Source organism: Candidatus Cardinium hertigii, from assembly GCF_003788695.1.
In genome coordinates this window covers 1-24016 of the sequence record NZ_RARA01000024.1, presented here as the reverse complement: position 1 = coordinate 24016, position 24016 = coordinate 1, and the positions used below count along the sequence as shown (strand labels likewise).

At 37.3% G+C, this 24016-nt stretch carries 23 protein-coding genes, 5 tRNA genes and 1 pseudogene; 9 read left to right on the top strand and 20 right to left on the bottom strand.

Going from position 1 to position 24016, the window contains the following annotated elements:
* Nucleotides 1-116 precede the first annotated feature (116 nt).
* The 13 genes from rpoB to EDM02_RS02520 form a co-directional block, all read right to left on the bottom strand.
* The gene (gene rpoB, locus EDM02_RS02580; protein WP_260215029.1) at nt 117-3992 is read right to left on the bottom strand and encodes a DNA-directed RNA polymerase subunit beta; all 3876 of its coding nucleotides are present in this window, start codon (nt 3990-3992) and stop codon (nt 117-119) included.
* A 229-nt stretch (nt 3993-4221) separates the two neighbouring features.
* Entirely contained in the window at nt 4222-4599 is a 378-nt protein-coding gene (rplL, locus tag EDM02_RS02575) for a 50S ribosomal protein L7/L12 (RefSeq protein WP_123662829.1), read from the bottom strand.
* A gap of 70 nt (nt 4600-4669) precedes the next feature.
* Nucleotides 4670-5212, bottom strand: coding sequence for a 50S ribosomal protein L10 (gene rplJ, locus EDM02_RS02570; RefSeq protein WP_123662827.1), 543 nt, complete (start codon nt 5210-5212; stop codon nt 4670-4672).
* A gap of 4 nt (nt 5213-5216) precedes the next feature.
* Complete coding sequence (gene rplA, locus EDM02_RS02565) at nt 5217-5909, bottom strand: 50S ribosomal protein L1 (RefSeq protein WP_123662825.1); 693 nt, start codon at nt 5907-5909, stop codon at nt 5217-5219.
* Nucleotides 5910-5920: 11 nt separating this feature from the next.
* Nucleotides 5921-6364: a 50S ribosomal protein L11 gene (gene rplK / locus EDM02_RS02560; RefSeq protein ID WP_123662823.1), complete on the bottom strand. Its 444-nt coding sequence runs from the start codon at nt 6362-6364 to the stop codon at nt 5921-5923.
* Between the two features lie 83 nt (nt 6365-6447).
* The gene (nusG, locus tag EDM02_RS02555; protein WP_123662821.1) at nt 6448-7005 is read right to left on the bottom strand and encodes a transcription termination/antitermination protein NusG; all 558 of its coding nucleotides are present in this window, start codon (nt 7003-7005) and stop codon (nt 6448-6450) included.
* Nucleotides 7006-7021: 16 nt separating this feature from the next.
* Complete coding sequence (gene secE / locus EDM02_RS02550) at nt 7022-7213, bottom strand: preprotein translocase subunit SecE (RefSeq protein ID WP_123662819.1); 192 nt, start codon at nt 7211-7213, stop codon at nt 7022-7024.
* Nucleotides 7214-7225: 12 nt separating this feature from the next.
* Nucleotides 7226-7298 (bottom strand) — tRNA-Trp (locus tag EDM02_RS02545).
* A 112-nt stretch (nt 7299-7410) separates the two neighbouring features.
* On the bottom strand, nt 7411-8598 hold the full coding sequence (gene tuf / locus EDM02_RS02540) for an elongation factor Tu (protein ID WP_123662817.1): 1188 nt from the start codon (nt 8596-8598) through the stop codon (nt 7411-7413).
* Between the two features lie 85 nt (nt 8599-8683).
* A tRNA-Thr gene (locus EDM02_RS02535) sits at nt 8684-8758 on the bottom strand.
* A gap of 17 nt (nt 8759-8775) precedes the next feature.
* Nucleotides 8776-8848, bottom strand: a tRNA-Gly gene (locus EDM02_RS02530).
* Between the two features lie 55 nt (nt 8849-8903).
* A tRNA-Tyr gene (locus EDM02_RS02525) sits at nt 8904-8986 on the bottom strand.
* A 104-nt stretch (nt 8987-9090) separates the two neighbouring features.
* Nucleotides 9091-9987, bottom strand: coding sequence for an outer membrane beta-barrel protein (locus EDM02_RS02520; RefSeq protein WP_123662815.1), 897 nt, complete (start codon nt 9985-9987; stop codon nt 9091-9093).
* A 256-nt stretch (nt 9988-10243) separates the two neighbouring features.
* Here EDM02_RS02520 and EDM02_RS02515 point away from each other — a divergent pair.
* Nucleotides 10244-10317 (top strand) — tRNA-Arg (locus EDM02_RS02515).
* A 13-nt stretch (nt 10318-10330) separates the two neighbouring features.
* Here EDM02_RS02515 and EDM02_RS02510 read toward each other — a convergent pair.
* The 3 genes and pseudogenes from EDM02_RS02510 to dnaG all read right to left on the bottom strand — a co-directional run bounded on the left by EDM02_RS02510 (nt 10331) and on the right by dnaG (nt 13093).
* Complete coding sequence (locus EDM02_RS02510) at nt 10331-11539, bottom strand: toprim domain-containing protein (protein WP_260215037.1); 1209 nt, start codon at nt 11537-11539, stop codon at nt 10331-10333.
* Nucleotides 11528-11800: pseudogene (locus tag EDM02_RS05990) on the bottom strand (DNA primase); the annotation flags it as partial. The pseudogene EDM02_RS05990 and the gene EDM02_RS02510, both read right to left, overlap by 12 nt.
* Before the next feature lie 369 nt (nt 11801-12169).
* Nucleotides 12170-13093: a DNA primase gene (dnaG, locus tag EDM02_RS02505; protein WP_123662812.1), complete on the bottom strand. Its 924-nt coding sequence runs from the start codon at nt 13091-13093 to the stop codon at nt 12170-12172.
* 631 nt (nt 13094-13724) lie between these two features.
* Here dnaG and EDM02_RS02500 point away from each other — a divergent pair.
* A complete protein-coding gene (locus EDM02_RS02500) occupies nt 13725-15356 on the top strand; it encodes a hypothetical protein (protein WP_123662810.1) in 1632 nt (543 codons plus the stop codon).
* Between the two features lie 323 nt (nt 15357-15679).
* The gene (locus EDM02_RS02495) at nt 15680-16192 is read left to right on the top strand and encodes a hypothetical protein (RefSeq protein WP_123662808.1); all 513 of its coding nucleotides are present in this window, start codon (nt 15680-15682) and stop codon (nt 16190-16192) included.
* 501 nt (nt 16193-16693) lie between these two features.
* Here the strand turns inward: EDM02_RS02495 and yihA are convergent.
* Nucleotides 16694-17296, bottom strand: a complete 603-nt coding sequence (yihA, locus tag EDM02_RS02490) for a ribosome biogenesis GTP-binding protein YihA/YsxC (protein WP_123662807.1) — start codon at nt 17294-17296, stop codon at nt 16694-16696.
* Nucleotides 17297-17436: 140 nt separating this feature from the next.
* Here yihA and EDM02_RS02485 point away from each other — a divergent pair, with 140 nt between their 5' ends.
* On the top strand, nt 17437-18636 hold the full coding sequence (locus EDM02_RS02485) for a trans-sulfuration enzyme family protein (RefSeq protein ID WP_123662805.1): 1200 nt from the start codon (nt 17437-17439) through the stop codon (nt 18634-18636).
* Between the two features lie 79 nt (nt 18637-18715).
* On the opposite strand, the gene EDM02_RS02480 is transcribed toward EDM02_RS02485, so the two are convergent.
* Nucleotides 18716-19711, bottom strand: coding sequence for a zinc dependent phospholipase C family protein (locus tag EDM02_RS02480; protein ID WP_123662803.1), 996 nt, complete (start codon nt 19709-19711; stop codon nt 18716-18718).
* Nucleotides 19712-19905: 194 nt separating this feature from the next.
* Here EDM02_RS02480 and rpsT point away from each other — a divergent pair, with 194 nt between their 5' ends.
* The 3 genes from rpsT (at nt 19906) to murB (ending at nt 22021) form a co-directional block, all read left to right on the top strand.
* Nucleotides 19906-20172 carry a 30S ribosomal protein S20 gene (gene rpsT, locus EDM02_RS02475; protein WP_123662800.1) on the top strand — a complete coding sequence of 89 codons (267 nt, stop codon included), beginning with the start codon at nt 19906-19908 and terminating at the stop codon, nt 20170-20172.
* Nucleotides 20173-20202: 30 nt separating this feature from the next.
* The gene (gene radC / locus EDM02_RS02470) at nt 20203-20916 is read left to right on the top strand and encodes a RadC family protein (RefSeq protein WP_123662798.1); all 714 of its coding nucleotides are present in this window, start codon (nt 20203-20205) and stop codon (nt 20914-20916) included.
* Nucleotides 20917-20995: 79 nt separating this feature from the next.
* On the top strand, nt 20996-22021 hold the full coding sequence (murB, locus tag EDM02_RS02465; protein ID WP_123662796.1) for a UDP-N-acetylmuramate dehydrogenase: 1026 nt from the start codon (nt 20996-20998) through the stop codon (nt 22019-22021).
* A 69-nt stretch (nt 22022-22090) separates the two neighbouring features.
* Here murB and EDM02_RS02460 read toward each other — a convergent pair whose 3' ends face one another.
* Complete coding sequence (locus tag EDM02_RS02460; RefSeq protein ID WP_123662795.1) at nt 22091-22525, bottom strand: helix-turn-helix domain-containing protein; 435 nt, start codon at nt 22523-22525, stop codon at nt 22091-22093.
* Nucleotides 22526-22869: 344 nt separating this feature from the next.
* Here EDM02_RS02460 and EDM02_RS02455 point away from each other — a divergent pair, with 344 nt between their 5' ends.
* Complete coding sequence (locus EDM02_RS02455) at nt 22870-23118, top strand: Rpn family recombination-promoting nuclease/putative transposase (protein WP_221179597.1); 249 nt, start codon at nt 22870-22872, stop codon at nt 23116-23118.
* On the opposite strand, the gene EDM02_RS02450 is transcribed toward EDM02_RS02455, so the two are convergent.
* The gene (locus tag EDM02_RS02450) at nt 23041-23559 is read right to left on the bottom strand and encodes an Rpn family recombination-promoting nuclease/putative transposase (protein ID WP_260215036.1); all 519 of its coding nucleotides are present in this window, start codon (nt 23557-23559) and stop codon (nt 23041-23043) included. The genes EDM02_RS02455 and EDM02_RS02450 overlap by 78 nt on opposite strands.
* Between EDM02_RS02450 and EDM02_RS02445 the strand changes: the two genes are divergently transcribed.
* Nucleotides 23526-23906 carry an Rpn family recombination-promoting nuclease/putative transposase gene (locus EDM02_RS02445; protein WP_123662791.1) on the top strand — a complete coding sequence of 127 codons (381 nt, stop codon included), beginning with the start codon at nt 23526-23528 and terminating at the stop codon, nt 23904-23906. The genes EDM02_RS02450 and EDM02_RS02445 overlap by 34 nt on opposite strands.
* Nucleotides 23907-24016: the final 110 nt, after the last annotated feature.

Here is a 24016-nt window from a genome sequence, read left to right as displayed (position 1 = left end):
TATTGCTAGGTACGAACGTGAACAAATACGGATAGGTCACACGATTGAACGAATACCTATTTCTAATTGGTACGAACACGGATACGCATAGGCCACATGACTGAACGGATACTATATTATACCAATGTAATTTCAAGTCCTAAGCCCCTTAGCTCGTGAATCAATACATTAAATGATTCAGGCAAATTCGGCTTTGGAATATTGTTACCTTTAACAATTGCTTCATAGGCTTTAGATCTACCCACTACATCATCTGATTTGGTATTGAGCATCTCTTGTAATGTATAAGCTGCGCCATATGCTTCTAGCGCCCATACTTCCATTTCACCAAATCTTTGTCCTCCAAATTGGGCTTTACCTCCTAATGGTTGCTGGGTAATAAGAGAATAAGGTCCCGTGGAACGGGCATGCATTTTATCATCTACTAAATGGGCAAGTTTAAGAAGATATACTATCCCAACGGTAACTTTTTGCTCAAATGGAAGACCTGTCCCACCGTCATAAACAGTTGTTTTACCAAAATCAGGTAGGCCAGCTCTTTGAAGCTCACAAGAAATCTCATCTAAACCCATCCCTTCAAAAATAGGATTGGTATAACGCTCGCCTAATGTATACCCAGCCCACCCCAATACGGTTTCATATAATTGACCTAAGTTCATACGAGAAGGCAATGCAAGCGGGCTCAATACCACATCTACAGCTGTACCATCTGCCAAAAAGGGCATATCTTCTTGCGGTACTATTTTACAAACAATGCCTTTATTACCATGCCTTCCAGACATTTTATCGCCAACCTTGAGCTTTCTTTTTTCTGCAATATACACTTTGGCTATCTTTACAACGCCTTTAGGTAATCCATCGCCTGCTTCTAGTGTGAATTTTTCACGCTTAAAACGCACAATACATTCCGTACGTTTTTTAGTATAGTTCCCTATAATATGCTGCACCAGCTCATTTTTATGTGCATCATGGGTCCAATTACTAAGCAAAAGATCACCCATCAGGTTAACTTCTTCTGGAAGATGGTAGAGCGATTCATCCCGGTAAATATTTTTCTTAGGGAAGAGTTTTTCGGCAATCAATGCAGGGGTAAATGGTGTCCCTTCTGCTATAATTTCATCACCAAACTGATGATAAATACCATTTGTAACCACCCCATCCAATACCATTACCAATTTTTGGATAGCTGTTTCACGTAACGTAAGCAACGTCCTAGCATGTGCTTTTCTCAATAAGTCTAGTTCTTTTTTCACTTTGAGCTTACTTTCTTTGCTTTTTTCGGGACTAGAGAAAATTTTAGTATCTATAACGATACCTTCCATACCAGGAGGAACCCTTAATGAAGTATTCTTTACATCACCTGCCTTATCGCCGAAAATAGCTTTTAAAAGTCTGGCTTCTGGGGTTACATCTATTTCTCCTTTTGGGGTGATTTTACCAATCAAAATATCTCCTTCCTTGACTTCTGTTCCTACTTTAATAATGCCATTAGGATCTAATTTACCAATGGTTTCTTCACTAACATTTGGAATTTCATTGGTCAGCTCCTCTGCACCAAATTTAGTATCCTTGACTTCTAAAACAAATTCTTTAATGTGAATAGAAGTAAAAACATCATCATATACCACACGCTCAGAAATAACAATACCATCTTCAAAGGTATATCCTTTCCAGGATAAGAAAGCAACTTTTAAATTTTTACCAAGTGCCAATTCTCCATTTTTAGTAGCATATCCTTGGCAAAGTAGTTGACCTTTTTGTACCAGATCTCCCTTGGCTACCATCGGGGATAAGTTAATACAAGTACTGCGATTGGTACCTCTAAACTTATCAATGGTATAGCTTACGGAAGCATCAGAAAATGCCACAAGTGCCTCTTCCTCTGAACGATCATAATGAATGGTAATTTTTCTACTATCTACATAGGTAACCACTCCGCTACCTTCGGCAGTAGGCAATCCCCTAAATTCCTTCGCAACTCTTTTTTCCACACCTGTACAAACAATTGGCACATCTGGCCTAATCAAAGGCACCGCTTGACGTTGCATGTTAGATCCCATTAGCGCACGACTGGCATCATTATGTTCCAAAAATGGAATCAAGGAAGCAGCAACCGAAGCAATCTGACTACTAGAAATATCCATATAGTCAATCTGATCTTGTTTGACCAAAGGATACTCATCTCCATTTCGGACTTTAACGCGTTCGTCCAGGATGGTTCCCTTCTCATCTAAGCGAATACTAGCTGGTGCAAAATTTGCCCCTTCTTCTTCTGCAGCATTGAGGTAACAAATCTCACCACTTAAGTTAACTTTACCCTTCTCCACTTTTCTATAGGGGGTTTCAATAAAACCCATACGATTTATACGTGCATACATACAAAGTGAAGAGATCAAACCAATATTCATACCTTCAGGTGTTTCAATGGTACACAACCTGCCATAATGGGAATAGTGTACGTCTCGTACCTCAAAACCAGCACGATCTCTCGAAAGTCCACCAGGCCCTAGAGCGGATACACGACGCTTATGGGTTATTTCTGCAAGTGGATTGACCTGATCAATCAACTGGGAAAGCGGATTTATTCCAAAGAAAGAATTGATAACAGAGGAAAGCGTACGCGCATTAATAAGGTCTGCAAGTTTAAAGGTTTCATTATCCCTAACGTTAATTCTTTCTCGAATGGTTCTGGCTAAACGAGAAAGCCCTACACCAAATTGTGTATAAAGCTGCTCTCCAACAGAACGTACCCGGCGGTTGCTTAAGTGGTCAATATCATCTACTTCTGCTTTACCATTCACCACTTTAATAAGATACTGAATAATTTGTATGATATCTTCTTGCGTTAAGACACAAGTTTTTATCGGTACATCCAAATGTAATTTTTTATTGATTCTATAGCGACCAACTTCCCCTAAGGTATACCGCTTGCTACTAAAGACCAGGCCTTCTACCGTGTCACGTGCAATTTGCCAATCAGGCGCTTCTGTATTACGTAACTGGCGGTAAATTTGCTCTATGGCTTCCTTTGTATCATTGGCACTGTCTTTGTTAAACGTATTATAAATAACGTTATAGTCTGCATAAACAGCATCTGATTTATGCAAAAAAACAGAACTAACACCAGACGATAATACCATTTCTATAGATGCTTCATCTAATGTGGTATTACGTTCCACAAGGACTTCATGCCTGGTATAGGGAAGCACTTCACCTGTTTCTTCATCTATGAACTCTTCTGCCCAACTTTTCAAGACCCGGGCAGCTATTTTACGGCCCATATGACTTTCTAGCGTTTCCCTAGTGGCTTCCACCTCTTCGGAAAGACCAAATATATCCAGAATATCTTTATCGCTACTATACCCAATGGCACGCAGCATAGTCGTAATAGGAATTTTCTTTTTCCTATCTACATAGATATACATCACGGAATTGATATCAACAGAAAACTCAATCCAAATACCTTTGGCAGGCACAACCTTGGCAGAATAAACGTTGGATCCACTAATGTGTTTATTTTCAAAAAAGAAAATACCGGACGATTTATGTACCTGGGAAACAACTACCCGCTCCACACCATTTAAAATAAAAGAGCCTTGTTCGGTCATATAGGGAATGTTACCCAAAAAGACCTCTTGTTCCATTCCTTCATATTTGCCCGTTTGTTCATCATTTTGCAGCAAACGTAATTTGGCTTTCAAAGGAACGTCGTAGGTTAACCCACGGTCAATGCACTCTCGTGGGGTATATTGGGGCAGCTCTAGATTATAATCGATAAACCCTAACGTATAGTTACGTTTAGCATCTTCGATAGGGAAATGCTCCATAAAAACCCTATAGAGCCCTTCACTCATTCTATTTTCTGGACTAACACCCAGTTGAAAAAAGTCTCTAAAAGACTTTATTTGAACTTCAAGCAAATCGGTATAATTTGCAGAGGCATCAGCAGAAGACACATGGCCATTCTGCTTACTAGATTGTTTTTTCTTCACTAAGATAGGACCCGTTTATAGTTTATGCATACAGGAAGTAAGAAAGAGAAGCACTTTAACTTATACTAAGTTACCTATGCAAAATCTTGAAAGGAGCCAAATGCACAAGTATTATTCAAAAAGAGCCCCCGGAACCCATTTGCAAATGCTCTTTGTACATGTCCTGATAGGCAACTGTTGCGTTCAATGCCTTATACAACATATTATATATGCGCTTTTAGGGTATGCGTTACTTTAACTCAACTTCTGCACCAGCTTCTTCTAGTTTTCTTTTTATTGATTCTGCTTCTTCTTTAGGAAGTTTTTCTTTTAACGTACCTGGGGCAGCATCAACAAACTCTTTGGCTTCTTTCAATCCCCATCCAATGATTTCCTTTACGAGTTTTACTACTGCAAGCTTAGAAGCGCCTGCTGATTTTAAAATAATATCAAATTCTGTTTTTTCTAATACCGTTTCAGCTGAAACGGCAGGGCCAGCAGCCATCATAACAGGAGCTGCCACAGCCGGTTCAATACCATGCTCCTTTTTCAAAATATCAAACAACTCATTGGCCTGTTTAACAGTTAAATTAACAAGTTGTTCCGCTAAACTTTTTAAATCAGTCATGTTTATAAATGTTTATTAAAATGTGTATTAAAAGATTAGATGGCTAGATATAAAACAGAAATTACCCTTGTTAAACAAATGCATTCGACAAGGTTTCTACAGCTCCCATCAAACGTTTTTCTCCAGATTGAAGTGAAGCCATAACATTTGACATGGGCGTCTTTAAAAGTGCCATAATATCGCCCACTAATTCATCTTTTGATTTTAGGGTGCTCAACCTATCCAAGCATTCTACTCCAATGAATAGATCACCATAAATAGAAGCCCCCTTTAAAATAGGTAGATTCAATTTTTCTGCTGCTAAAAAGTTTTTTAACATTTTTGCAGGCGCACTTCCCGCTTCACTGGTAAACAAAATACCAGAAAAGCCTTTCAATACTTTTGAAAAGAAAGTTGCATATTCCTCATCACGCGCTCCCGATTGCTCAAGTGCGTGCTGAATTAAGGTATTTTTAGCAACTTGATAAACGAGGTTATGCACAACACAACTTTTTCTAAATTTATTTACTTGTTCTACTGTGAGACCCATAGCGTCTATCACATAAAAACAACCGAAAGTAGAAAGTTTTTCCACCAGACCTTCTATAACCTGTAATTTTTCTACTCGTTTCATTTTTCTAAAGCCCCACAGAAATACTCCTATCTACAAAAATGCCTCTACTCATCGTGCTAGATAGGCTGATACTATTTACATATAATCCTTTTGAAGAGGCAGGCTTCAATTTAACAATAGTTCTTAACATTTCCATTATATTCTCTACTATCTTTTCCTTAGCAAAAGATACACGACCTACGCTACTGTGCACAATACCATATTTATCAGCCTTAAAACTCACCTTCCCCCCCTTAACCTCTTTAACCATTTTAGCAACATCCATTGTCACCGTACCTACTTTAGGATTAGGCATGAGTCCACGAGGGCCTAATATGGTGCCCAACTTACCTAGTTTAGCCATAACGGTTGGCATGGTTATAATAACATCTACATCTGTCCAGCCTTGTGCTATCTTTGCTATATAGTCATCCAACCCTACATAATCAGCACCAGCCAGTTTTGCCTCTTGTTCTTTGTCAGCAGTACACAGCACTAAGATCCTACATTTCTTCCCCGTTCCATGAGGAAAAGTTACCGTTCCCCTAACCATTTGATCAGATTTTTTAGGATCAATACCTAAGCGGATCGCAATATCCATTGAAGCATCAAATTTTGTAAAAGTGTGTTTTTGCACAAGCTCAACCGCTTCACTTAAAGGATATACCTCTTTAACAGCAACCGCATTGCTGCGTTTTTTTATTGGTTTAATCGCCATTTTCCTATCTTTTATTTAATCCAAGGCGCAATACCTTGTACGGTAACGCCCATGCTCCTGGCTGTTCCAGCTATCATCCTCATAGCAGCATGTATATGTAAAGTATTTAAATCTTGAAGTTTAGCCTCTGCAATTTGCTGAACTTTTTCCCAAGTAATATGCGCAACCTTGCGTCTATTCGACTCAGCAGAACCTTTTGTGATCTCAGCAAGTTTCATAATAGAAATAACAGTAGGAGACGTTTTAACAATGAAATCAAAAGTCTTATCCTGATAAACCGTAATAATTACAGGTACAATCTCTCCCTGCTGGTCTTTGGTTCTAGCATTAAACTGCTTACAGAACTCCATAATATTGACGCCTTTACTACCTAATGCTGGACCTACTGGTGGAGAAGGATTAGCTGAACCACCTTTAACCCGTAACCTTACATAACCTAAAACTGGCTTAGACATACCCATATATAAATTTTAAAAACATAATAATTAGAAATTAAGGCTTAGTAACCTTACCCAATCCCTATCAACATTGCTCTGAACTAAAAAAGTTTTTTGACTTGTGTATAACTTAATTCTACAGGAGTACTTCGTTCATCAAAAATTTTAACAACTACCGTAATGGTTTTCTTTTCTTCAAAAATTTCCTGCACTTTTCCAGAAAATCCTGCAAAAGGTCCATCTATAATTTCAATCATTTCCCCTACGGTAAAAATAGTGCTTAGCTTTAGATCTGGCTCAACATCACTGGTTTTACCTATAATACGATCCACCTCTGCTTGGCTCAATGGAACGGGCGGGCTAGCAGCTCCCCATCCCCTAACGCCTAAGAAACCCAAAGCTCCATTTATATTTTTTAGTAATTGTACAAAGAGGTCATTGGTTAGATCGGCTTGTAATAATATATAACCAGGAAATAAGTTTCTATTTTTCACATGTTTTTTTCCAGCACGAACTTCGTACACTTTCTCATAAGGTATTAATATTTCACCAACCGCATATTGCAAATTTTCTTTTATAAGTTCTGCCTGCAGATTAGCCTTTATTTTTTCTTCCCGCTTACTGACTACCTTAAGCACATACCACTGTAACGTATTCATTCAACTAGTCCGTTTTTTAAAAAGCATTATAAAGCCAGACAAAAGCTTTTTTCAAAGACCAATCCATTAATCCAATAAGAAGCCCAAATAATAAAGAAGCTACCAGCACAACTACAGCACTGGCTTGCAACGTATCGTAAGTAGGCCAGGTAATCTTACACCTTATTTCCTGTATCAAATTTTGTATAAATATCTTTGCTTTTAACATATCGTTTTAATGCACGGGTGGAGAGAATCGAACTCCCAGCCTATGGTTTTGGAGACCATCACTCTACCAATTGAGCTACACCCGTAATCTGTTAAACACGCACCTGTAAAACAAACAGGGATGGCAGCCACAACCGTCTACATCATACCACTAAACTTTTTTGCTCTTTATGAAAACAAAAGATACAACAGCCAGGACTATTCAATAATAGCTGTAACCCTTCCTGCACCCACCGTTCTACCACCTTCGCGAATAGCAAAGCGCAATCCAACTTCCATAGCAATGCTATTGATAAGCGTAATTTCTAAATTGACATTGTCACCGGGCATAACCATTTCCAAACGTTCAGGAAGTTTTATCTCACCCGTAACATCTGTTGTTCTGAAATAACATTGTGGCCTATATTTATTGAAAAACGGAGTATGACGACCACCTTCTTTTTTCGTTAGAATATAGACTTCAGCATTAAACTTACTATGGGGCTTAACACTGCCTGGCTTACAAATAATCATACCACGTTGGATACGCTCTTTATCAATACCACGAAGCAATAGACCAACATTATCACCCGCTTCACCCCTATCTAAAATTTTTCTAAACATTTCTATACCTGTAACAGTAGAGGTCAACTTTTCAGCTCCCATACCAATAATTTCCACTGGATTACCTGAATGTATCACACCTTTTTCGATTCTGCCCGTAGCAACCGTACCACGACCTGTAATGGTAAATACACCTTCTACAGGCATCAAGAAATCTTGATCTACTAATCGTACAGGAAGCGGAATATAGCTATCTACTGCATCCATTAATGCTTGTATTTTTGCTTCCCACTCGGGTTCTCCATTCAACGCGCCTAAAGCAGAACCATGCACAATAGGGGTATTATCCCCATCAAACTTATAAGCATTTAAAAGTTCTCTGACCTCAAGTTCTACCAACTCGAGCATTTCTGGATCATCCACTGCATCCACTTTATTCAAGAACACTACGATATTAGGCACACCAATTTGATTGGCCAAAAGAATATGCTCCCTCGTTTGAGGCATAGGGCCATCTGTTGCAGCTACTACCAGGATAGCGCCATCCATCTGTGCAGCACCCGTAATCATATTTTTAACATAATCAGCGTGACCAGGACAGTCCACATGGGCATAGTGCCTATTTTTGGTCTGGTATTCCACGTGAGCAGTATTAATAGTAATACCACGTTCTCTTTCTTCTGGAGCAGCATCAATGGTTGAAAATTCTTTTTTTTCTGCCAACCCTGCCTTAGCCAAAACAGAAGTAATGGCAGCCGTTAAAGTTGTTTTACCATGATCAACGTGCCCGATTGTACCAATGTTCACATGTGGTTTTGACCGATCAAATATCGCTTTTGCCATAAATTATATTCTTTAGATTTTACAATAAAATATTAACCAAATACTTTTGGGTTTACCCAAACCTATACCTCCATCAGCTCCAACATGGAGCCAATGACGGGATTTGAACCCGTGACCTCTTCCTTACCAAGGAAGCACTCTACCACTGAGCTACACCGGCCCTAATAGAACCCCAAGAGCGGAAGACGAGGCTCGAACTCGCGACCTACAGCTTGGAAGGCTGTCGCTCTACCAACTGAGCTACTCCCGCCTATTGCATACATACCCGCTACCCTCACCATATTCCAGTCCAACCCTCAACGCAGTGGGGAGAGAAGGATTCGAACCTTCGAAGCTATACAGCAACGGATTTACAGTCCGCCCCAATTGGCCACTCTGGCATCTCCCCATGTAATGCTGCTAAAAGAAGATCCATACCTTCACACTATTTCTTCAGCACAGTGAAGCGAATATACGAAAAATAAAGAAAAAATATACCCCATTACAAATGATCTAAAACAGATCTAGTTGGACACCTATAGATAAAGGCCTGATCCGATTCGTACCGCTGGGACCCTGTCCATCTTCAAAAAGAGAATTAAAACTATATCCAGCCGTCAAACCAAAACGGTGATACCCCATACCAAGTTGTACACCCCAAACATATCTCCTAAGATTATAATATTCAGTAGAACTTAAAACAGATGATTCATCATATTTCGAAAACGTTATACTGGAAGAGGCATCTATACGAATACCCAATTTGCCACCTAGCCAAACATAAAATCCATCCTTAGGTTCATCTAAAACACTATTAAACCGCAATCTAAGTAAGATATCAAAGTAAGAAACACTAAAAGTAGAGGACGATACTTTTGCTTTTGCCTCTGTATCTGCTACATGCAAATCGGCAGCAGGGTCTATGTCTGAACACTCTGTATCATCCTTCTTGACCCTTTTAAGTGCTGGAAATATCATTTCCTCACCAGATTTATGCCCCTTAAAAGAATATTTCAAACTGCTACAACCAATGCCTGGACAAATGGCAAAACGAGAGGTATGGATACGCATACCATATGTGAACGCTATGTTTGGTGAATGCGCCAAACAAGCTAGCGAAAATTTTTCCACAGGAAGCGGTGGCTTGCCATTATCCAAGTTTACCAAAAAATCCAGTGGAAAATCTATCATGCAGCTATAATAGTTTGTAATAAGTGGCGTATAGCTATCATCTCCTTTAGCTGCGTCCTTCTGGATAAGGGCTTCCTGCGTATGGACATTCGGAGGGGAAAGCGTGTTTGTAGAACTATTTGTAGAACTATTTGTAGAGCCATTTGTAGAGCTAACCACTGCATGAGCAACAGGGGACCCAACAAAAGATAATAATAAGAGAGGCAGCGTTTTTTTCATATGAATCAATTAATTATTGATATTAAGAATTAAGTATATAAATATACATATTAGGATATTAATAATCCATTCATGCATGTTACGTATGTATCAAACGACCCGATCGTCTTGTATAGAAAAATGCATAAAATATTATACCTATTTAGGATACAATAGTTTTCACATAAAGTTACTTTTTTTCTGGGATATGTCAAAATATTATTTTGATCTATTTTTTAATTACCTTTGATAAAGGCTAAAATAGTAAAGCAAAAATGGACTTGTAGCTTAACTGGATAGAGCACTGCACTACGGATGCAGCGGTTAGGGGTTCGAATCCCTTCAAGTCCACATTTTTTCTTTCTCATTGCGCTACCACGGTACCCAGTCTTTTGGCTATACTACACTCAGAGGCTTTGAGTGACTGGTGTACCTGTAATAAGTGTTCTTCTGCTTCTAACGTCAATTCTTTGGTAAGCTCTTCCCTATTTTGCTCAATAAGTTCCTGTACCAGGCGAATTTTTAGCCTAAGAATTACTTCTAAGCTCATCTGATATACATTATCTATCTCCCCTACCGTATAAATGCCATATTTTTTAACCCAAGCTTCGCTAATTTCATGTGGAGAAGCCATTAGATCAATCGCTATTTTTTTTATTGCTTCATCCATACCATCTAAACAACATTGGATATCAACTGTACCACCAAGCTGGAGAACTTTTTTAAAATAATCAAAAAGCATTATACAATTTGCAGATCTAAAGGCTATATCACCCAATTCCAAGAACATATATTCATACAAATACTGCTCTTCCGATAATTTAACACAACCATACGTCAGCACAATACGCATAATTTCTTGCTCATAGGCTTCAATACTTGTAGTAAGTTTATTGATGAAATGCAGTTTTCTGTGGTCTACGTAGGGGCTATGGTTACCTGTACCATGGCGTTTGATAAATGATCTTTTTTGCTGCAATAAAGGAGTGGATGTAGCCTGATTGCACAATTCATGATAGGTAGAGAGCAGCAGTGCTTCTTCTATGGAAAAAAGCTTACTGCATTTTTTAAGAAATAGGCTCCGTGTTATTTCATCTGGAATAGCTACAATACTTCGGACAATATCTCTTATACATTGTGCCTGCTCAACCGGATGCTGCTCACTAGTATGATTTAGTAGGAAGCCAGCCTTAAAAGTAATAAAATCTTGAATCGCATGGTTAAGATAATGGATAAAAGCAGCTGCACCTATTTTACGCAGATAACTATCTGGATCTTCTCCTGGAGGCAACAATATAATCTTAACCTCAAATCCCTTGGCTAATAATTTATCTATACCGCGCAAAGCAGCTCGAATGCCAGCCTGATCTCCATCAAATACAAGTGTAATTTTAGTGGTAAAACGGAACAAGTAACCCATCTGCGCTTCCGTAAGGGAAGTCCCAGCAGAAGCTACTACCTGCTCCCACCCTACCATATGATGAAAGGCGAGCACATCGGTATACCCCTCTACCAGATAACAGTTATTTTCTTGTTTAATACGTTGCTTCGCAAAAGAAAATCCATATAACAATTCTCCCTTATGGTAAATACTGGTTTCAGGTGAATTAATATACTTGGGGCTATCTCCTGCAACAGTAGTCATGTGTCGAGCAGCAAAAGCCACGACTTGTCCCCTACTATTGTGAATAGGAAACATCAGGCGGCCCCGAAAACGATCATATATTTTTGCACCATTTTGTATAACCAACCCTGCTGCAACCAATTCCTCCACACTTATCCCTTGTCCTATTGCAAATGGATAGAATCCATCCCAGCTGTTTAAACTATAGCCTAAGGAAAATTTTTAAAGGATTTGGATAGAGGAGGAAAAAGAGGAGGAGAAGGTAAGGAATTGAAACGGATGGGAAAAATGGGGGAAAAGCCTAAAATGGAATATTTGTAGAGGCATCAAAAAGGAAGAAGGAAGAAGGAAAGGCAACAACATTCTTTATTTGTCATCCTTTAAATTAAAAAAAAAAGTCAGATGGACGCTAAATACAGGTTTTTTATTGGAGGCTCCAACTTTTTAGCAATAATTCAAGAGTGGATTTATTAAATCGGAGGTGGCGAAGCGAATAACCAAATTGGGGAGGAGACAGGAGAGGCGAGAGGAGGAAGAGGAGTGAAGGGGAAGGGGATGGCGGAAAAAATTGGTCTCCTCTCAATCAGCAGCGTNACGGAACAAGTAACCCATCTGCGCTTCCGTAAGGGAAGTCCCAGCAGAAGCTACTACCTGCTCCCACCCTACCATATGATGAAAGGCGAGCACATCGGTATACCCCTCTACCAGATAACAGTTATTTTCTTGTTTAATACGTTGCTTCGCAAAAGAAAATCCATATAACAATTCTCCCTTATGGTAAATACTGGTTTCAGGTGAATTAATATACTTGGGGCTATCTCCTGCAACAGTAGTCATGTGTCGAGCAGCAAAAGCCACGACTTGTCCCCTACTATTGTGAATAGGAAACATCAGGCGGCCCCGAAAACGATCATATATTTTTGCACCATTTTGTATAACCAACCCTGCTGCAACCAATTCCTCCACACTTATCCCTTGTCCTATTGCAAATGGATAGAATCCATCCCAGCTGTTTAAACTATAGCCTAAGGAAAATTTTTTTGCTATTACTGGTGAAATTTCTCGTTGATTAAGATAGGGCAAAGCTACTTGAGCAGCTTCTGGATGGTTCCACAGTAGATTGCTAAAATAAGCGGTGGCTAGGTTTAAAAGTGCATAAAGCTTTGCATTTGTATCGACTACTTGTCTATTAGTTGCTTTATCCAGCTCTGCTGGGACAATCGCTATCCCATATTTTTGAGCTAAATAGGTAATAGCCTCTACAAAAGAGCAATTTTCTATCTCTTGTACAAACGTGATGGCATCTCCTGCTGCGTCACAGCCAAAACATTTATAAAATCCTTTGATAGGAGAAACAGCAAAAGAAGGCGTATGTTCCTGATGAAAGGGACAACAAGCCCAAAAATTTTGTCCCTTTTTTTTAAGAGGTAAAAAATCAGCAATCACTTCCTCAACACGCACCATGCTTTGGAGGGATTGGATGGTTTCTTCACTGATTAACATAAATAGTATAGATAGTATAGATAGTATAGATAGACTATATAAAATTGCTAGTATTCAATAATAGATTTCTTTCATCAAAATAGCTTTAGATAATATTTATGCCTATATTTGTTAATATTTTTTTAGAGTATCCGTTCACTTGCGTGGCAGCCGTATTTTAATAGATTATAGCAAATTGCTAATATTTAATAATTAAAGCTACTTTTTTTGCTTGATCAAAAAAAGTAGCCAAAAAAAATCAAGCGCTGGTGAACAAAGCTGTTGAAAAATTCAGTCTGAAAGCTGAAAATCAGAACTCGCCCAGGCCTGCAGCCTTGGGCTCAAACAGGCTGATTTTCTACTACCTTTCAAACTGAACTTTTCTAGTCACAGCTTTGTTCAAGGCGCACTTTTTATAAACTTACATTATTGCGCATTTCTAAATACGAACGTGAAAAAATACGAATAGGCCGGCCACACCACTGAACGGATACTTTTTAGAGTATGTTTTAATTTTACAATAAGGGGTCCATGATCAAGCATCAAACTTGTGCATACAGGCCCATTAAAACATTTCAAGGCCTAAGATACCCTCCGAAATCAGTGTTAAATTTTGTTCGGAATATCGGCTACATGATATAAAATTTATGATATGAAAAGAAATAATTGCTTACGGTATTTATGGTTTAGTATTACGTTAACCTTAGGTAACTGTTCCATGCACCAGAATCATATGAAAAATTTAGAACGAGAACTAAATATAGATAAAGGGAACGAAACAATAGCACAAAATTTTAAGATAGCAGAACCGAAACACACATTAGGAAAAGAAACGCCATCAGTTCTTATAGACCTATTAGCTGTTTTTGAAGAATTTTCTCGTAACCCGCTTCCTGCTAAGAAAATAGATTTTTATCAACGATTTCTACCTGAGCTGATCACTTGGGTGGGGGTGATGTATGATACGTTTTCTCGACATTATGCTACTTTTTGTAGCCGTAGCGTAGGAGGGACAGAATCTTTGTTTTTTGACCCCCATCTAAAAGGACAATTTTTATCTCCTTATTGCATGGCCTTTAAAAAATTTCAAGATTGTATTGATACTATTTTTGCAAATATAGCGCACCAATATCCTGGTGTCCTTAAAGAGGGCCAAGCCTTATCAGTAGTAACATGGGAGAAGTGTGCGTTCGAAAGTTTTACCAAACTCATGAAAACCATACAAAATCATTGCCAAAATACTACACAATGTCAAGAATGGAATGAAGTAAAGGCAATGAAAAATGCAACAGGCGAAGAGATATTGAATGGATTCTCTAATCTAATCATGCATATACGAAACAATGGTTCACAATATACATTACTTTGGCGGAAAGAAGCACAGCATTATGTTGTTATGCCCTTAATCAAAAGTTTATTAAAAACAGTTTGCCTCCCAACACTATGGACGTCTAATGATAGGGGTCCTATGTCGCATTTTATTTTTTCCTCAAAAGGGGAAATAGAAAGGAGAGCAGGTATTCTAATAAATTTCATACGTTGCCCTGATGACAATATCGTTTTAGCATTGTATGATGGAATGAATTCGAGTTCAAGATATCAGCACCGCATTCCATCTAAGAAAGAATTTTTAGAAGATTTGTTACAATTATTCTTTGGTTATAATTATCAAAAAAGACCAGACTTAGTAGAAAATACGTATTCCACGTTTATTCCACTACCGAATAAAATAGATGACGTTTTTGACGTTATTGGTGAGATAATACATCAGGAAATTCATCCAGGGAATAAAACTTATGAATTTCTGGATGCTTATTTTCATTTATCAGAATCAAATAAAAATAAAGAAGATAACGTAAATGAACTGGCTGCAGCAGTAGAAGAAACTTCTGTAAGTAGGCAAATGCAAGAAACACCGCTGCAATCGGAAGAAACACAAAGTAGTAGTAAATCATTGAAAAAAATACAAAAATCAATAAGAAAAAAGCAACAAAAAGAGGAAACAGAACGTACAAAACAGCAGGAGCGACGTCATATAGAAAAATTCGAAACGCTCCATGAAAAAGCAAAAATTACATTTCCAGAATTGATCAAGCTTATAAATATTTTTAGTAAGCTTAATCCAGAAGTGGGGGAAGGAACAGTAACCCAAAAAGGTTCACATACTACGATGCATAGTGCTGGATCAAAATCTATAACGATTGTTAAATCACATGGTAAACAGAAGGGAAATGAACTATCTAAAAAAGGAACCAAACAATTTTTTAAAGATTTCGAATTGTAAAATGCTTTTATATAAATCAATTTAAAAATAATTTCTGCTATACTAAATATGGCTCTTATTGATCCTGATTAGATATCGTAAGGATATAATAAAAACATATTAGAAAGATACGAGAAACTAAAAATAGCAAGCGCTGGTGAACAGATATCATGAAAAATTTACTGATTATAAGTCGAATATAAAGGCATATATCATTTGCATATAATGTAATATATATTTAAATTAAGCCATATTAAAATTACATGCCTAGACAGGCAGTATTTAATTTTAACTTACAAGAAGAGGCCAATGATTGTATTTTACAATTTTAAACAGCAATTACTATGTTAACATACAAGAATAAAAATATTTGTGGAAGAGGAGGGCTATTGTCATTTTTAACCATTTTAGGCTTAACCTTAAGTGCAGGTGGGTGCCCCCCTAAATCTCAGTCAAAATCGGAGCAAGAAAAAACAAAGGTCCTACAATTGTTAGAAGGAAGCCGTAAAATCACAACAATATTACGGCAAAAAACATTGCCTGAAATCAAGAAAGTCCTTAACACAGATGAGGTAAAGGAACTAGAGAAAGCGATTAATGAATGGGACCAAGAGATACAAAAAGGCATAAAAGTAACAAAAGACTTAACAGAAGCAGACAGGGAGACAGAGACAGGGGCAAGGGTAACATACGTGGAACAAATGCAGCATGTGCGCGATAAGTATTTAGAAATAGACCGCATAAAAGATAATATTTACAATCAAATAAATTCAGGAAAAGTCAAAGCTACTCTTGCCAATGCAGATAAGGACATAGAAAATATTAAAAGTAAAGACAAGCAATTCTATTCAGAGTAGTACAATTAGGCCGTATCAGCAAAATACGGGTTTTTGTTCAAGGCGCGTTTTTTATGATCTTGCATTATTGTACTATTTCTTCTAATTCTAATTAAGTACGAACACGGACGCATTTCCCAAAGCGTTTTTCAAATACCGATGCACATCATGTGGGTGCGATAGGTGGTACCTTTATTAAAGGTGCAACTGAAGCTACACCGAATCATGACCAAGTTTCTAAGATATTGGATAATGCAAAAGCATACTTTTATGGGGCTTCCTAATATAGGCATTAGGTAGGGTAACCCATAAAAGATAATGCATGGTGGTCGTGAAGTTGCAAAAGAGTAATTTTTTGTAATTACCGATAATTTTTTGATCTGATTGATAGAGTATACGGAATATAAAAAAAATTTTTCTTATCAAAAAAGATACAGGTACCCAAAATAGTATGACATAGTCGGAAAAAGAGAATGCAACAAGTTGAAACAAGCGGGAGGTAGTAGATCAGTGTACTGCAAATCATTTGGGTTGTTTAGCAGTAATATTTTGAATATAGGCTAGCACGGCTTCCATACCCAATTTGTCATGGGCAGAAACCAGAAATATAGGCGGCATAGTTGTCCAATCTTTTTCCAAAAAAGCCATTAGCATCCTATAGTTTTTTTGAGCTACTATTTTATTTTTTCTGTCTGCTTTTGTAAACACAATAGCAAAAGGAATATGACAGGCTCCCAGCCAACGCATAAAGGCAAGATCGATATCTTGAGGGGCAATTTTACTATCTATCAATAAAAAAACGGAGAGCATTTGTGTTCTATATAATAGATAATCACGTAACATTTTTTCCCACTTGGTTTTTATGGCATGGCCTACTTGTGCCCATCCATATCCTGGAAGATCTACAAAATAGAGGTGATTATTGACCAAAAAGTGGTTGATACGTGCTGTTTTTCCAGGTGTTTTAGACGTTTTAGCCAATTTTTTCCGCTGTAAAAGTGCATTAATCAGAGATGATTTGCCTACATTGGAACGGCCAATAAAGGCAACTTCTGCTCTACCGTCATGGGGGCACTGTTTATAGTCTGCGTTACTAGAGGTAAAGTAAGCAGTATAAATTTTCATTATATAGTGGAAAGTTGATAGAAGAACAAAACTAACTAACAAAGGTAAAATATTCCATACGACTTTACGACTTTTTCTAATTTTTTTAGCTAATGATTTTTGGTTAATTTGCGACCAATATTTCAATTGCCTTACCCAAAATGATAAAAGCCGACAGACATCGATGGCTCAGTGACCATTTACAAATGGCCACTGAGCTAGTACATGCGGGTGTTAGCCCAGAACCACATACAGGCGCTATACTTACGCCTATTTTTCAATCAACTGTATTTGTGCAAGAATCGGTCGAGCACTACCTAGCAAAAGGGCATTCCTATTCTGGATCAGCGAACCCTACTGTTTCTGTTCTAGAAGCAAAAATTGCCACGTTGGAAAAAGCTAGCATAGCCTATTGTTTTAGTTCAGGCATGGCTGCTATTGTCACCACCATGGCAAGTTTTTTACGGCAGGGGGACCACTGTGTCCTCTCACACGCTTGCTATGGCACTACGCAAGAGGTTGCGCATGATCTTTTTGGGCAGCTAGGGGTGGAATTTTCTTTTGTAGATTTTAGAAATATAGCGCAAGTAGAAGCAGCCATACGACCAAATACTAAATTGCTTTTTTCAGAATATCCGACTAATCCAACCCTCTACCTCACGGACTTAACAGCAGTTAATGCCGTAGCCCAAAAAGCAGGCGCTAAGCACGTTTGTGACAGCACGTTAGCTTCCCCCATGATCATTTGTCCACTAGCATTTGGTGTAGACATAGTTATTCATTCGACAACCAAATATTACGATGGCCATAATATGACCATTGGTGGAGTAGTAGCATGCGCATCTGCTGAGGATGGTGCCAAAATTTTTGCTTACAGAAATAAACATGGAAGCACTATGAGTCCTATGGTAGCTTTTTTTACATTACAATCAAGTAAAACAATGCATTTACGCCTACGGGAGCAATCTAAAAATGCCCAACAAATTGCCACATTTTTAGAAGGGCATCCTAAGGTGCAAGCAGTAGGCTATCCAGGATTAGCCTCTTTCCCTCAAGCAGCATTAGCAGAAAGGCAGCATAAAAATGGGCTACATGGTGGAATGCTATACTTGATTCTAAAAGGAGGAGCCCATATCAGAAAGAAATTCCTCAAGACCCTGTACCGCCCATGGAGTTTTGGTGCTAATTTGGGAGCTGTAGAAAGTTTGGTCTCTTGTCCTGCTGTAATGTCCAATAGCAATATGAGTCCAGCACAACTGAATGGCATTGGCATAAGCGAAGGTTTTGTACGCATATCTTGTGGTATTGAAGACGCACAAGACCTTATTCATGCACTAGAGGTAACGCTTACAGCATTGTAAAGTCCATATCAAAGCAGGTGAACGAATACAAAACATGGCTGCCACGCAGGTGAGCGGATATAAAAATCTTGCTAACAGGTTAACCTAAGCGGGTACATTGGTCACTATATATCTTAATATCAGCTATGGTTTCCTGTATAGGCTGCTCTTTTTGATCTTGCATAACTGTAATATCTTCAAAATCATCTAAACTGGGAGAACCTGCATTCATCCAAGCAGTTAACCAAAAATTTCCTACTTGTATAATAGACTGTCGCAAACGTTCTTCGACCTGTCCTTGTAACGCCTGATGATAAAGAGTAGAAAACTCAACAGAATATTGTTTTTTCAACAGTTTGCCACTTTGTTCAAAACTATACTTTAACAGAACCGGACTTTGTGCTGAAAGTTGTTTTTCTAAAGCTAATACTTTAGGAACCATAGTATGAGACTGTATCACAATATCCCAAATGTGTAATAAGGGATCCTCAATATAACTGGCCTGACCTACAAAAAAATTATAGAGACCAATAAACAAAGTGGGCAATCTTGTTTCCCATAAAGCATGAATCCCCTCTTGCCCTGTCATTTGTCCATCGTAATTTTGAGTAGTATGCAAAGGCACATGTGCATCCGCTATATAATGACCTAAATCTGCCGAAAGCTTCAGAATTTTGGGAATATCCCTATGTATAAAAGCTTGCGTTAACTTTTTTTGTACGTTTAGAACAGCCCAAGGCAATTCACCATGGGAAACAATTATATCTTTAGGAATATCCTGTTTTTCAACTCTTTTAAACAAATTTTTGTTCTCATGCAATGAACTAGTTTGATACATCTCAAGATCTATAAAGTGTTTCGCCGCTTCATGCTTTATCATATATCGACGTTTATCTGGATTTACAGACTTTTCGGTTAAAAAGGTTAAATGTTTTTTATAAAATCTAAACATATCGGGTGGTAGTGTAGTAATAGCATACCGATTAATCTGTTTGTGCGCAAAGAAACCCCAAGCCTCAGCTGAAAAAGGCAATTGGGTAAAAACCACTAAAAACAAAGGAAATGTTTTTAAAAATAATAAAAGACGTTGTGTCATTTTATGAGCAATACATTTAAACTGTTTAAACTTTAAACTATCAGATAACCCCACTAATTAACTTTTTCGCAAAAACAACTTCTTTTTTTTAAAAAAAACTACTTCTTTTAAAGCTACTTTTTTTGCTTGATCAAAAAAAGTAGTATTTTGCGTCAAAGTTATAAACAAACCTAATATCTATTATATTTATTTATATGACAAATCATAAATCAGCTGAAAAACGCATAAGGTCAAATCATACAAAATACTTGCGCAATCGCTATCAGTTAAAAACATGTAGAACATATATCAAAAAAGTTAAAAAGCTTACTGATAAAATGGCTGCAGCGGAATTATTGCCTAGTGTGTTTTCTATGATAGATAAACTCGCAGCGAAAAATATAGTACATAAAAATAAAAGTGCTAACAGCAAAGCTAAGCTTGCTAAATATGTAAATGGATTAACCCCAGGAGTAGACTAAAATAAAGACTCAATAATTGGATTAAGTGGTATGCCAAATAAGATAGATTTAACAGCCCCACTTAAAATCCAAGATTGGGCAGAAGAAGACCGACCGAGAGAAAAGCTCCTAAAAAAAGGGGTGTCCTCCTTAACCGATGCAGAGCTCTTGGCGGTTTTGATAGGCTCTGGCACACGTGATATAAGTGTTGTAGTATTGGCGCAGCATATCCTTAAGGCGAACGGTAATAGCTTACAAGAACTAGCCAAACGTTCTGTACAAGAGTTTAAGCAATTTAGGGGTATAGGAGAAGCAAAAGCCATTATCATTGTTTGTGCTATGGAACTTACGCGTAGACGGGTTTATGAAAGTGGAAATAAAAGAGAACTCGTGAACAGTTCTTGTAAAGCCTATGCGCTGTTACAACCAGACCTAACCGATAAACTTATAGAAGAATTCTGGATCTTGTTATTAAATAAATCAAAGTATCTGATCAAGAAAATAAAAATCAGTAGTGGCGGTACAAGTATAACCGTTGTCGATCCCAAACTTGTCTTTAAGTTAGCGCTGGAACATCAGGCGGCTGCTATTATAGCAGCCCATAATCATCCTTCTGGAAATCCTTCTCCAAGCATTACCGATATCCAATTAACGAAACGCCTTTCAGAGGCTGGCCAATTGCTTAACATAATCATTACCGACCACATTATATTCACAGACAAAACATATTTTAGCTTTGCTGATCAAGGAATCTTATTATTATAAACTAAACCTGTTGTAAGGCACAAATGGATGCAGTTATACATCTAGTAGGTATTGCATATAAATTATCCTAATATTCCTTATGCCTCTGTTTAAGCATTATTCTCTACAATCTATAAATAGCTTTAACGTGCCAGCTCTTGCAGCCCATTATATTCCATGTACTTCTCTAAAAGATATAGAAGATTTTTGTGCGACAGTATATTCAACCAAAAAACATTTTTACATCTTAGGAGAGGGTACCAATACCCTGTTTGTTGGAGATTTCCCTGGTTATATACTTCATATACAGCTACCAGGTATTGAAATAATACAAGAAACATCCCATAAAGTATTGATTAAAGCAGCTGCAGGTGTAAATTGGCATAAGTTGGTCTTATTCTGTGTAAATAGAGGATATGGAGGGATAGAAAATCTATCGCTGATTTCAGGGACGGTTGGCGGTGCACCCGTACAAAATATAGGTGCTTATGGCGTAGAACTTAAAGATGTAATTCATTCTATTGAAACGATTGCATTAGCTACTGGCAAAAAAATAATTTTTAAACCATCAGAATGTGCATTTGGCTATAGAACCAGTATTTTTAAAACAAAATTACGTAATCAATATATAATTACTGGAATCGTTCTAGCTTTAGATAAAACCGCAAAATTCCGTCTAGAATATATAGATATTCAAAAAAAAATAGAAAAAATGCAACTAAAACAACTCTCCTTTAAATCTATAAGTGATGCAATAATTGCTATCCGCCAACAAAAACTACCGAATCCTATTATGTTAGGTAACGCTGGCAGTTTCTTTCAAAATCCCTTAATCCCTATCGAACAGTACCAATTACTCAAATCACAATATCCTGAATTAGTTTTTTTTACTACATGTAATAAGAAATTTATAAAAATTTCAGCAGCTTGGCTTATAGAAACAGCGGGCTTTAAGGGCTTCCGTCAAGGAAATGTAGGTATTTATGACTTACATGCACTCATATTGGTCCACTATGGAGGCGCTACTGGTAGAGATGTTATAAATCTAGCCAATCACATCAAACAAAAAGTAAAAAATCAGTTTAATATCACTCTAATACCAGAAGTTAATATAGTGGAGCCGTGATGGCATCACGTACGGGATATGCTATTTACGAATTTTATGTATAATCAAAGTATATCTATAAAAGTATATCTATATTTCATCTTGTTTTTCCTCGTTTTCCAAAAATTCCATAATCTCCTTCTTAATACCCATTAATTCGTTGCTATTGGCCAGCAAAATTAAAATTTTCAAAAGTTTATTATAGTCTTCAAGAAGCTTCAAATATTTTCTATTTAATTCTTGTAGTTGGGTAAAATCAGGATTTCTATATCCAGCACTTTTATATAAGACTTGTGGCTCTTCAACATAAGAAGATTGAGATGTATCTAATGCTGGAAAATCTATAGAAAAATCATAATGTATAATTTTACCAATCTTTAAGATAAATGAATCGTCTAAATCCATTTCCTTCATCCTGGTATAAAGCGTATTACGAGCAATACCCAATCGCTCTGCTAACGCCTTAACTTGATAACCACTTTTTTTAATGGCCTCTTCGACTATTTTCCCTTTATGTTGCTTCATATATTATGCAATATAAATGGCTTCTCACAACATAACGCAGTACGATTTTTGCTTAATTATGCTTACATAAATATCAATCAAATGCGCATATGTTGTTTTGATAGCGCTGAATGTACTAAATGTACTATTTGGAAAAAGGTCACTACTGCTAAGGATAGCAAAGATTATTTTTCCTAAAACAGATTTGCTAATTTACACAAAATAAAAGATGATTACAAGGATTTTACAGTAGAGCATTAAGGTGTATCCGTTCCTAGGAAAGCAACAGCCACTACTTTTTATTTTTTAGTAGCAACCAAATTTATATATTCCTACACCATTATGCTTCAATATATTAAGCCGCTATGACCAGTAACCTAAAACATGATGCGTTAATCAAGAAAATTTTAACCAACCCAGTAGCTGCACAAGAGTTTTTAGAATACTATTTACCAGCTGATTTTAAGGCCATAGTAGATTTAACAAAAATTACTATAGAAAAAGAATCTTTTGTAGAAGAGGATCTAAGGAGAAAATTAAGTGATCTTGTATTTTCTGTGCAAACCAAAAACCACGATACGGCATTTGTTTATGTATTGATTGAAGCANCATAACAACGTCTTTATACAAAGATAATTTTTTTCTTTATCTACTAAAACGGCATATGGGCATTTTGACAAAAGTTCTGCCCATACTTTTAATAAATCCCGTTTATGAATGTATTTGAGCATATATTCAAACATACCCAACTGTTTTTTCTTTAGGATCTCATCCTCTGGCATGCTTTGTAAATCAATCAGCTGATAATCTTCTGTCATGAGTTTTTTAGCGTGTTCAGGATGGCTAAACAATTGCCATAAATTTCTGGGTGCATTATATGTTTTAGCGCCATGATAGATTAAAAGAGGACAAATTAAGGGTAAACCATCTTTGCTTTGCTTATGTCGTTCGCATAATAAAAGTATGTACTTCCATAATCGCAAGGCTATCCAATGGTCTGGTGTAGCTTGCGCCTCAATCAATACATAAACAAAAGCCGTATCGTGGTTNNNNATTATGGAAGTACATACTTTTATTATGCGAACGACATAAGCAAAAAAAAGATGGGTTACCCTTAATCTGTCCTCTTTTAATCTATCATGGCGCTAAAACATATAATGCACCCAGAAATTTATGGCAATTGTTTAGCCATCCTGAACACGCTAAAAAACTCATGACAGAAGATTATCAGCTGATTGATTTACAAAGCATGCCAGAGGATGAGATCCTAAAAAAAAAACAGTTGGCTATGTTTGAATATATGCTCAAATACATNATATCCGTTCAGTCGTGTAGCCAATTAGCAATTGGCGCAATAATACAATATTATAAAAAAACGCGCCTTGAACAAAGCTGTGACTAGAAAAGTTCAGTCTGAGAGCTAGTAGAAAATCAGCCTGTTTGAGCCCAAGGCCGTAGGCCTGGGCGAGTTCTGATTTTCAGCTTTCAGGCTGAAATTTTCAACAGCTTTGT

What these genes read in the sequence shown, in the direction of transcription:
- rplA (WP_123662825.1), bottom strand. Translation starts at nt 5,909, where the DNA reads ATGGCGATTAAACCAATAAAAAAACGCAGCAATGCGGTTGCTGTTAAA.
- yihA (WP_123662807.1), bottom strand. Translation starts at nt 17,296, where the DNA reads ATGAAAATTTATACTGCTTACTTTACCTCTAGTAACGCAGACTATAAA.
- EDM02_RS02500 (WP_123662810.1), top strand. Translation starts at nt 13,725, where the DNA reads ATGAAAAGAAATAATTGCTTACGGTATTTATGGTTTAGTATTACGTTA.
- tuf (WP_123662817.1), bottom strand. Translation starts at nt 8,598, where the DNA reads ATGGCAAAAGCGATATTTGATCGGTCAAAACCACATGTGAACATTGGT.
- secE (WP_123662819.1), bottom strand. Translation starts at nt 7,213, where the DNA reads ATGTTAAAAGCAAAGATATTTATACAAAATTTGATACAGGAAATAAGG.
- EDM02_RS02480 (WP_123662803.1), bottom strand. Translation starts at nt 19,711, where the DNA reads ATGACACAACGTCTTTTATTATTTTTAAAAACATTTCCTTTGTTTTTA.
- rplL (WP_123662829.1), bottom strand. Translation starts at nt 4,599, where the DNA reads ATGACTGATTTAAAAAGTTTAGCGGAACAACTTGTTAATTTAACTGTT.
- murB (WP_123662796.1), top strand. Translation starts at nt 20,996, where the DNA reads ATGCCTCTGTTTAAGCATTATTCTCTACAATCTATAAATAGCTTTAAC.
- rplJ (WP_123662827.1), bottom strand. Translation starts at nt 5,212, where the DNA reads ATGAAACGAGTAGAAAAATTACAGGTTATAGAAGGTCTGGTGGAAAAA.
- rpsT (WP_123662800.1), top strand. Translation starts at nt 19,906, where the DNA reads ATGACAAATCATAAATCAGCTGAAAAACGCATAAGGTCAAATCATACA.
- EDM02_RS02460 (WP_123662795.1), bottom strand. Translation starts at nt 22,525, where the DNA reads ATGAAGCAACATAAAGGGAAAATAGTCGAAGAGGCCATTAAAAAAAGT.
- radC (WP_123662798.1), top strand. Translation starts at nt 20,203, where the DNA reads ATGCCAAATAAGATAGATTTAACAGCCCCACTTAAAATCCAAGATTGG.
- EDM02_RS02485 (WP_123662805.1), top strand. Translation starts at nt 17,437, where the DNA reads ATGATAAAAGCCGACAGACATCGATGGCTCAGTGACCATTTACAAATG.
- nusG (WP_123662821.1), bottom strand. Translation starts at nt 7,005, where the DNA reads ATGAATACGTTACAGTGGTATGTGCTTAAGGTAGTCAGTAAGCGGGAA.
- EDM02_RS02495 (WP_123662808.1), top strand. Translation starts at nt 15,680, where the DNA reads ATGTTAACATACAAGAATAAAAATATTTGTGGAAGAGGAGGGCTATTG.
- EDM02_RS02520 (WP_123662815.1), bottom strand. Translation starts at nt 9,987, where the DNA reads ATGAAAAAAACGCTGCCTCTCTTATTATTATCTTTTGTTGGGTCCCCT.
- rplK (WP_123662823.1), bottom strand. Translation starts at nt 6,364, where the DNA reads ATGTCTAAGCCAGTTTTAGGTTATGTAAGGTTACGGGTTAAAGGTGGT.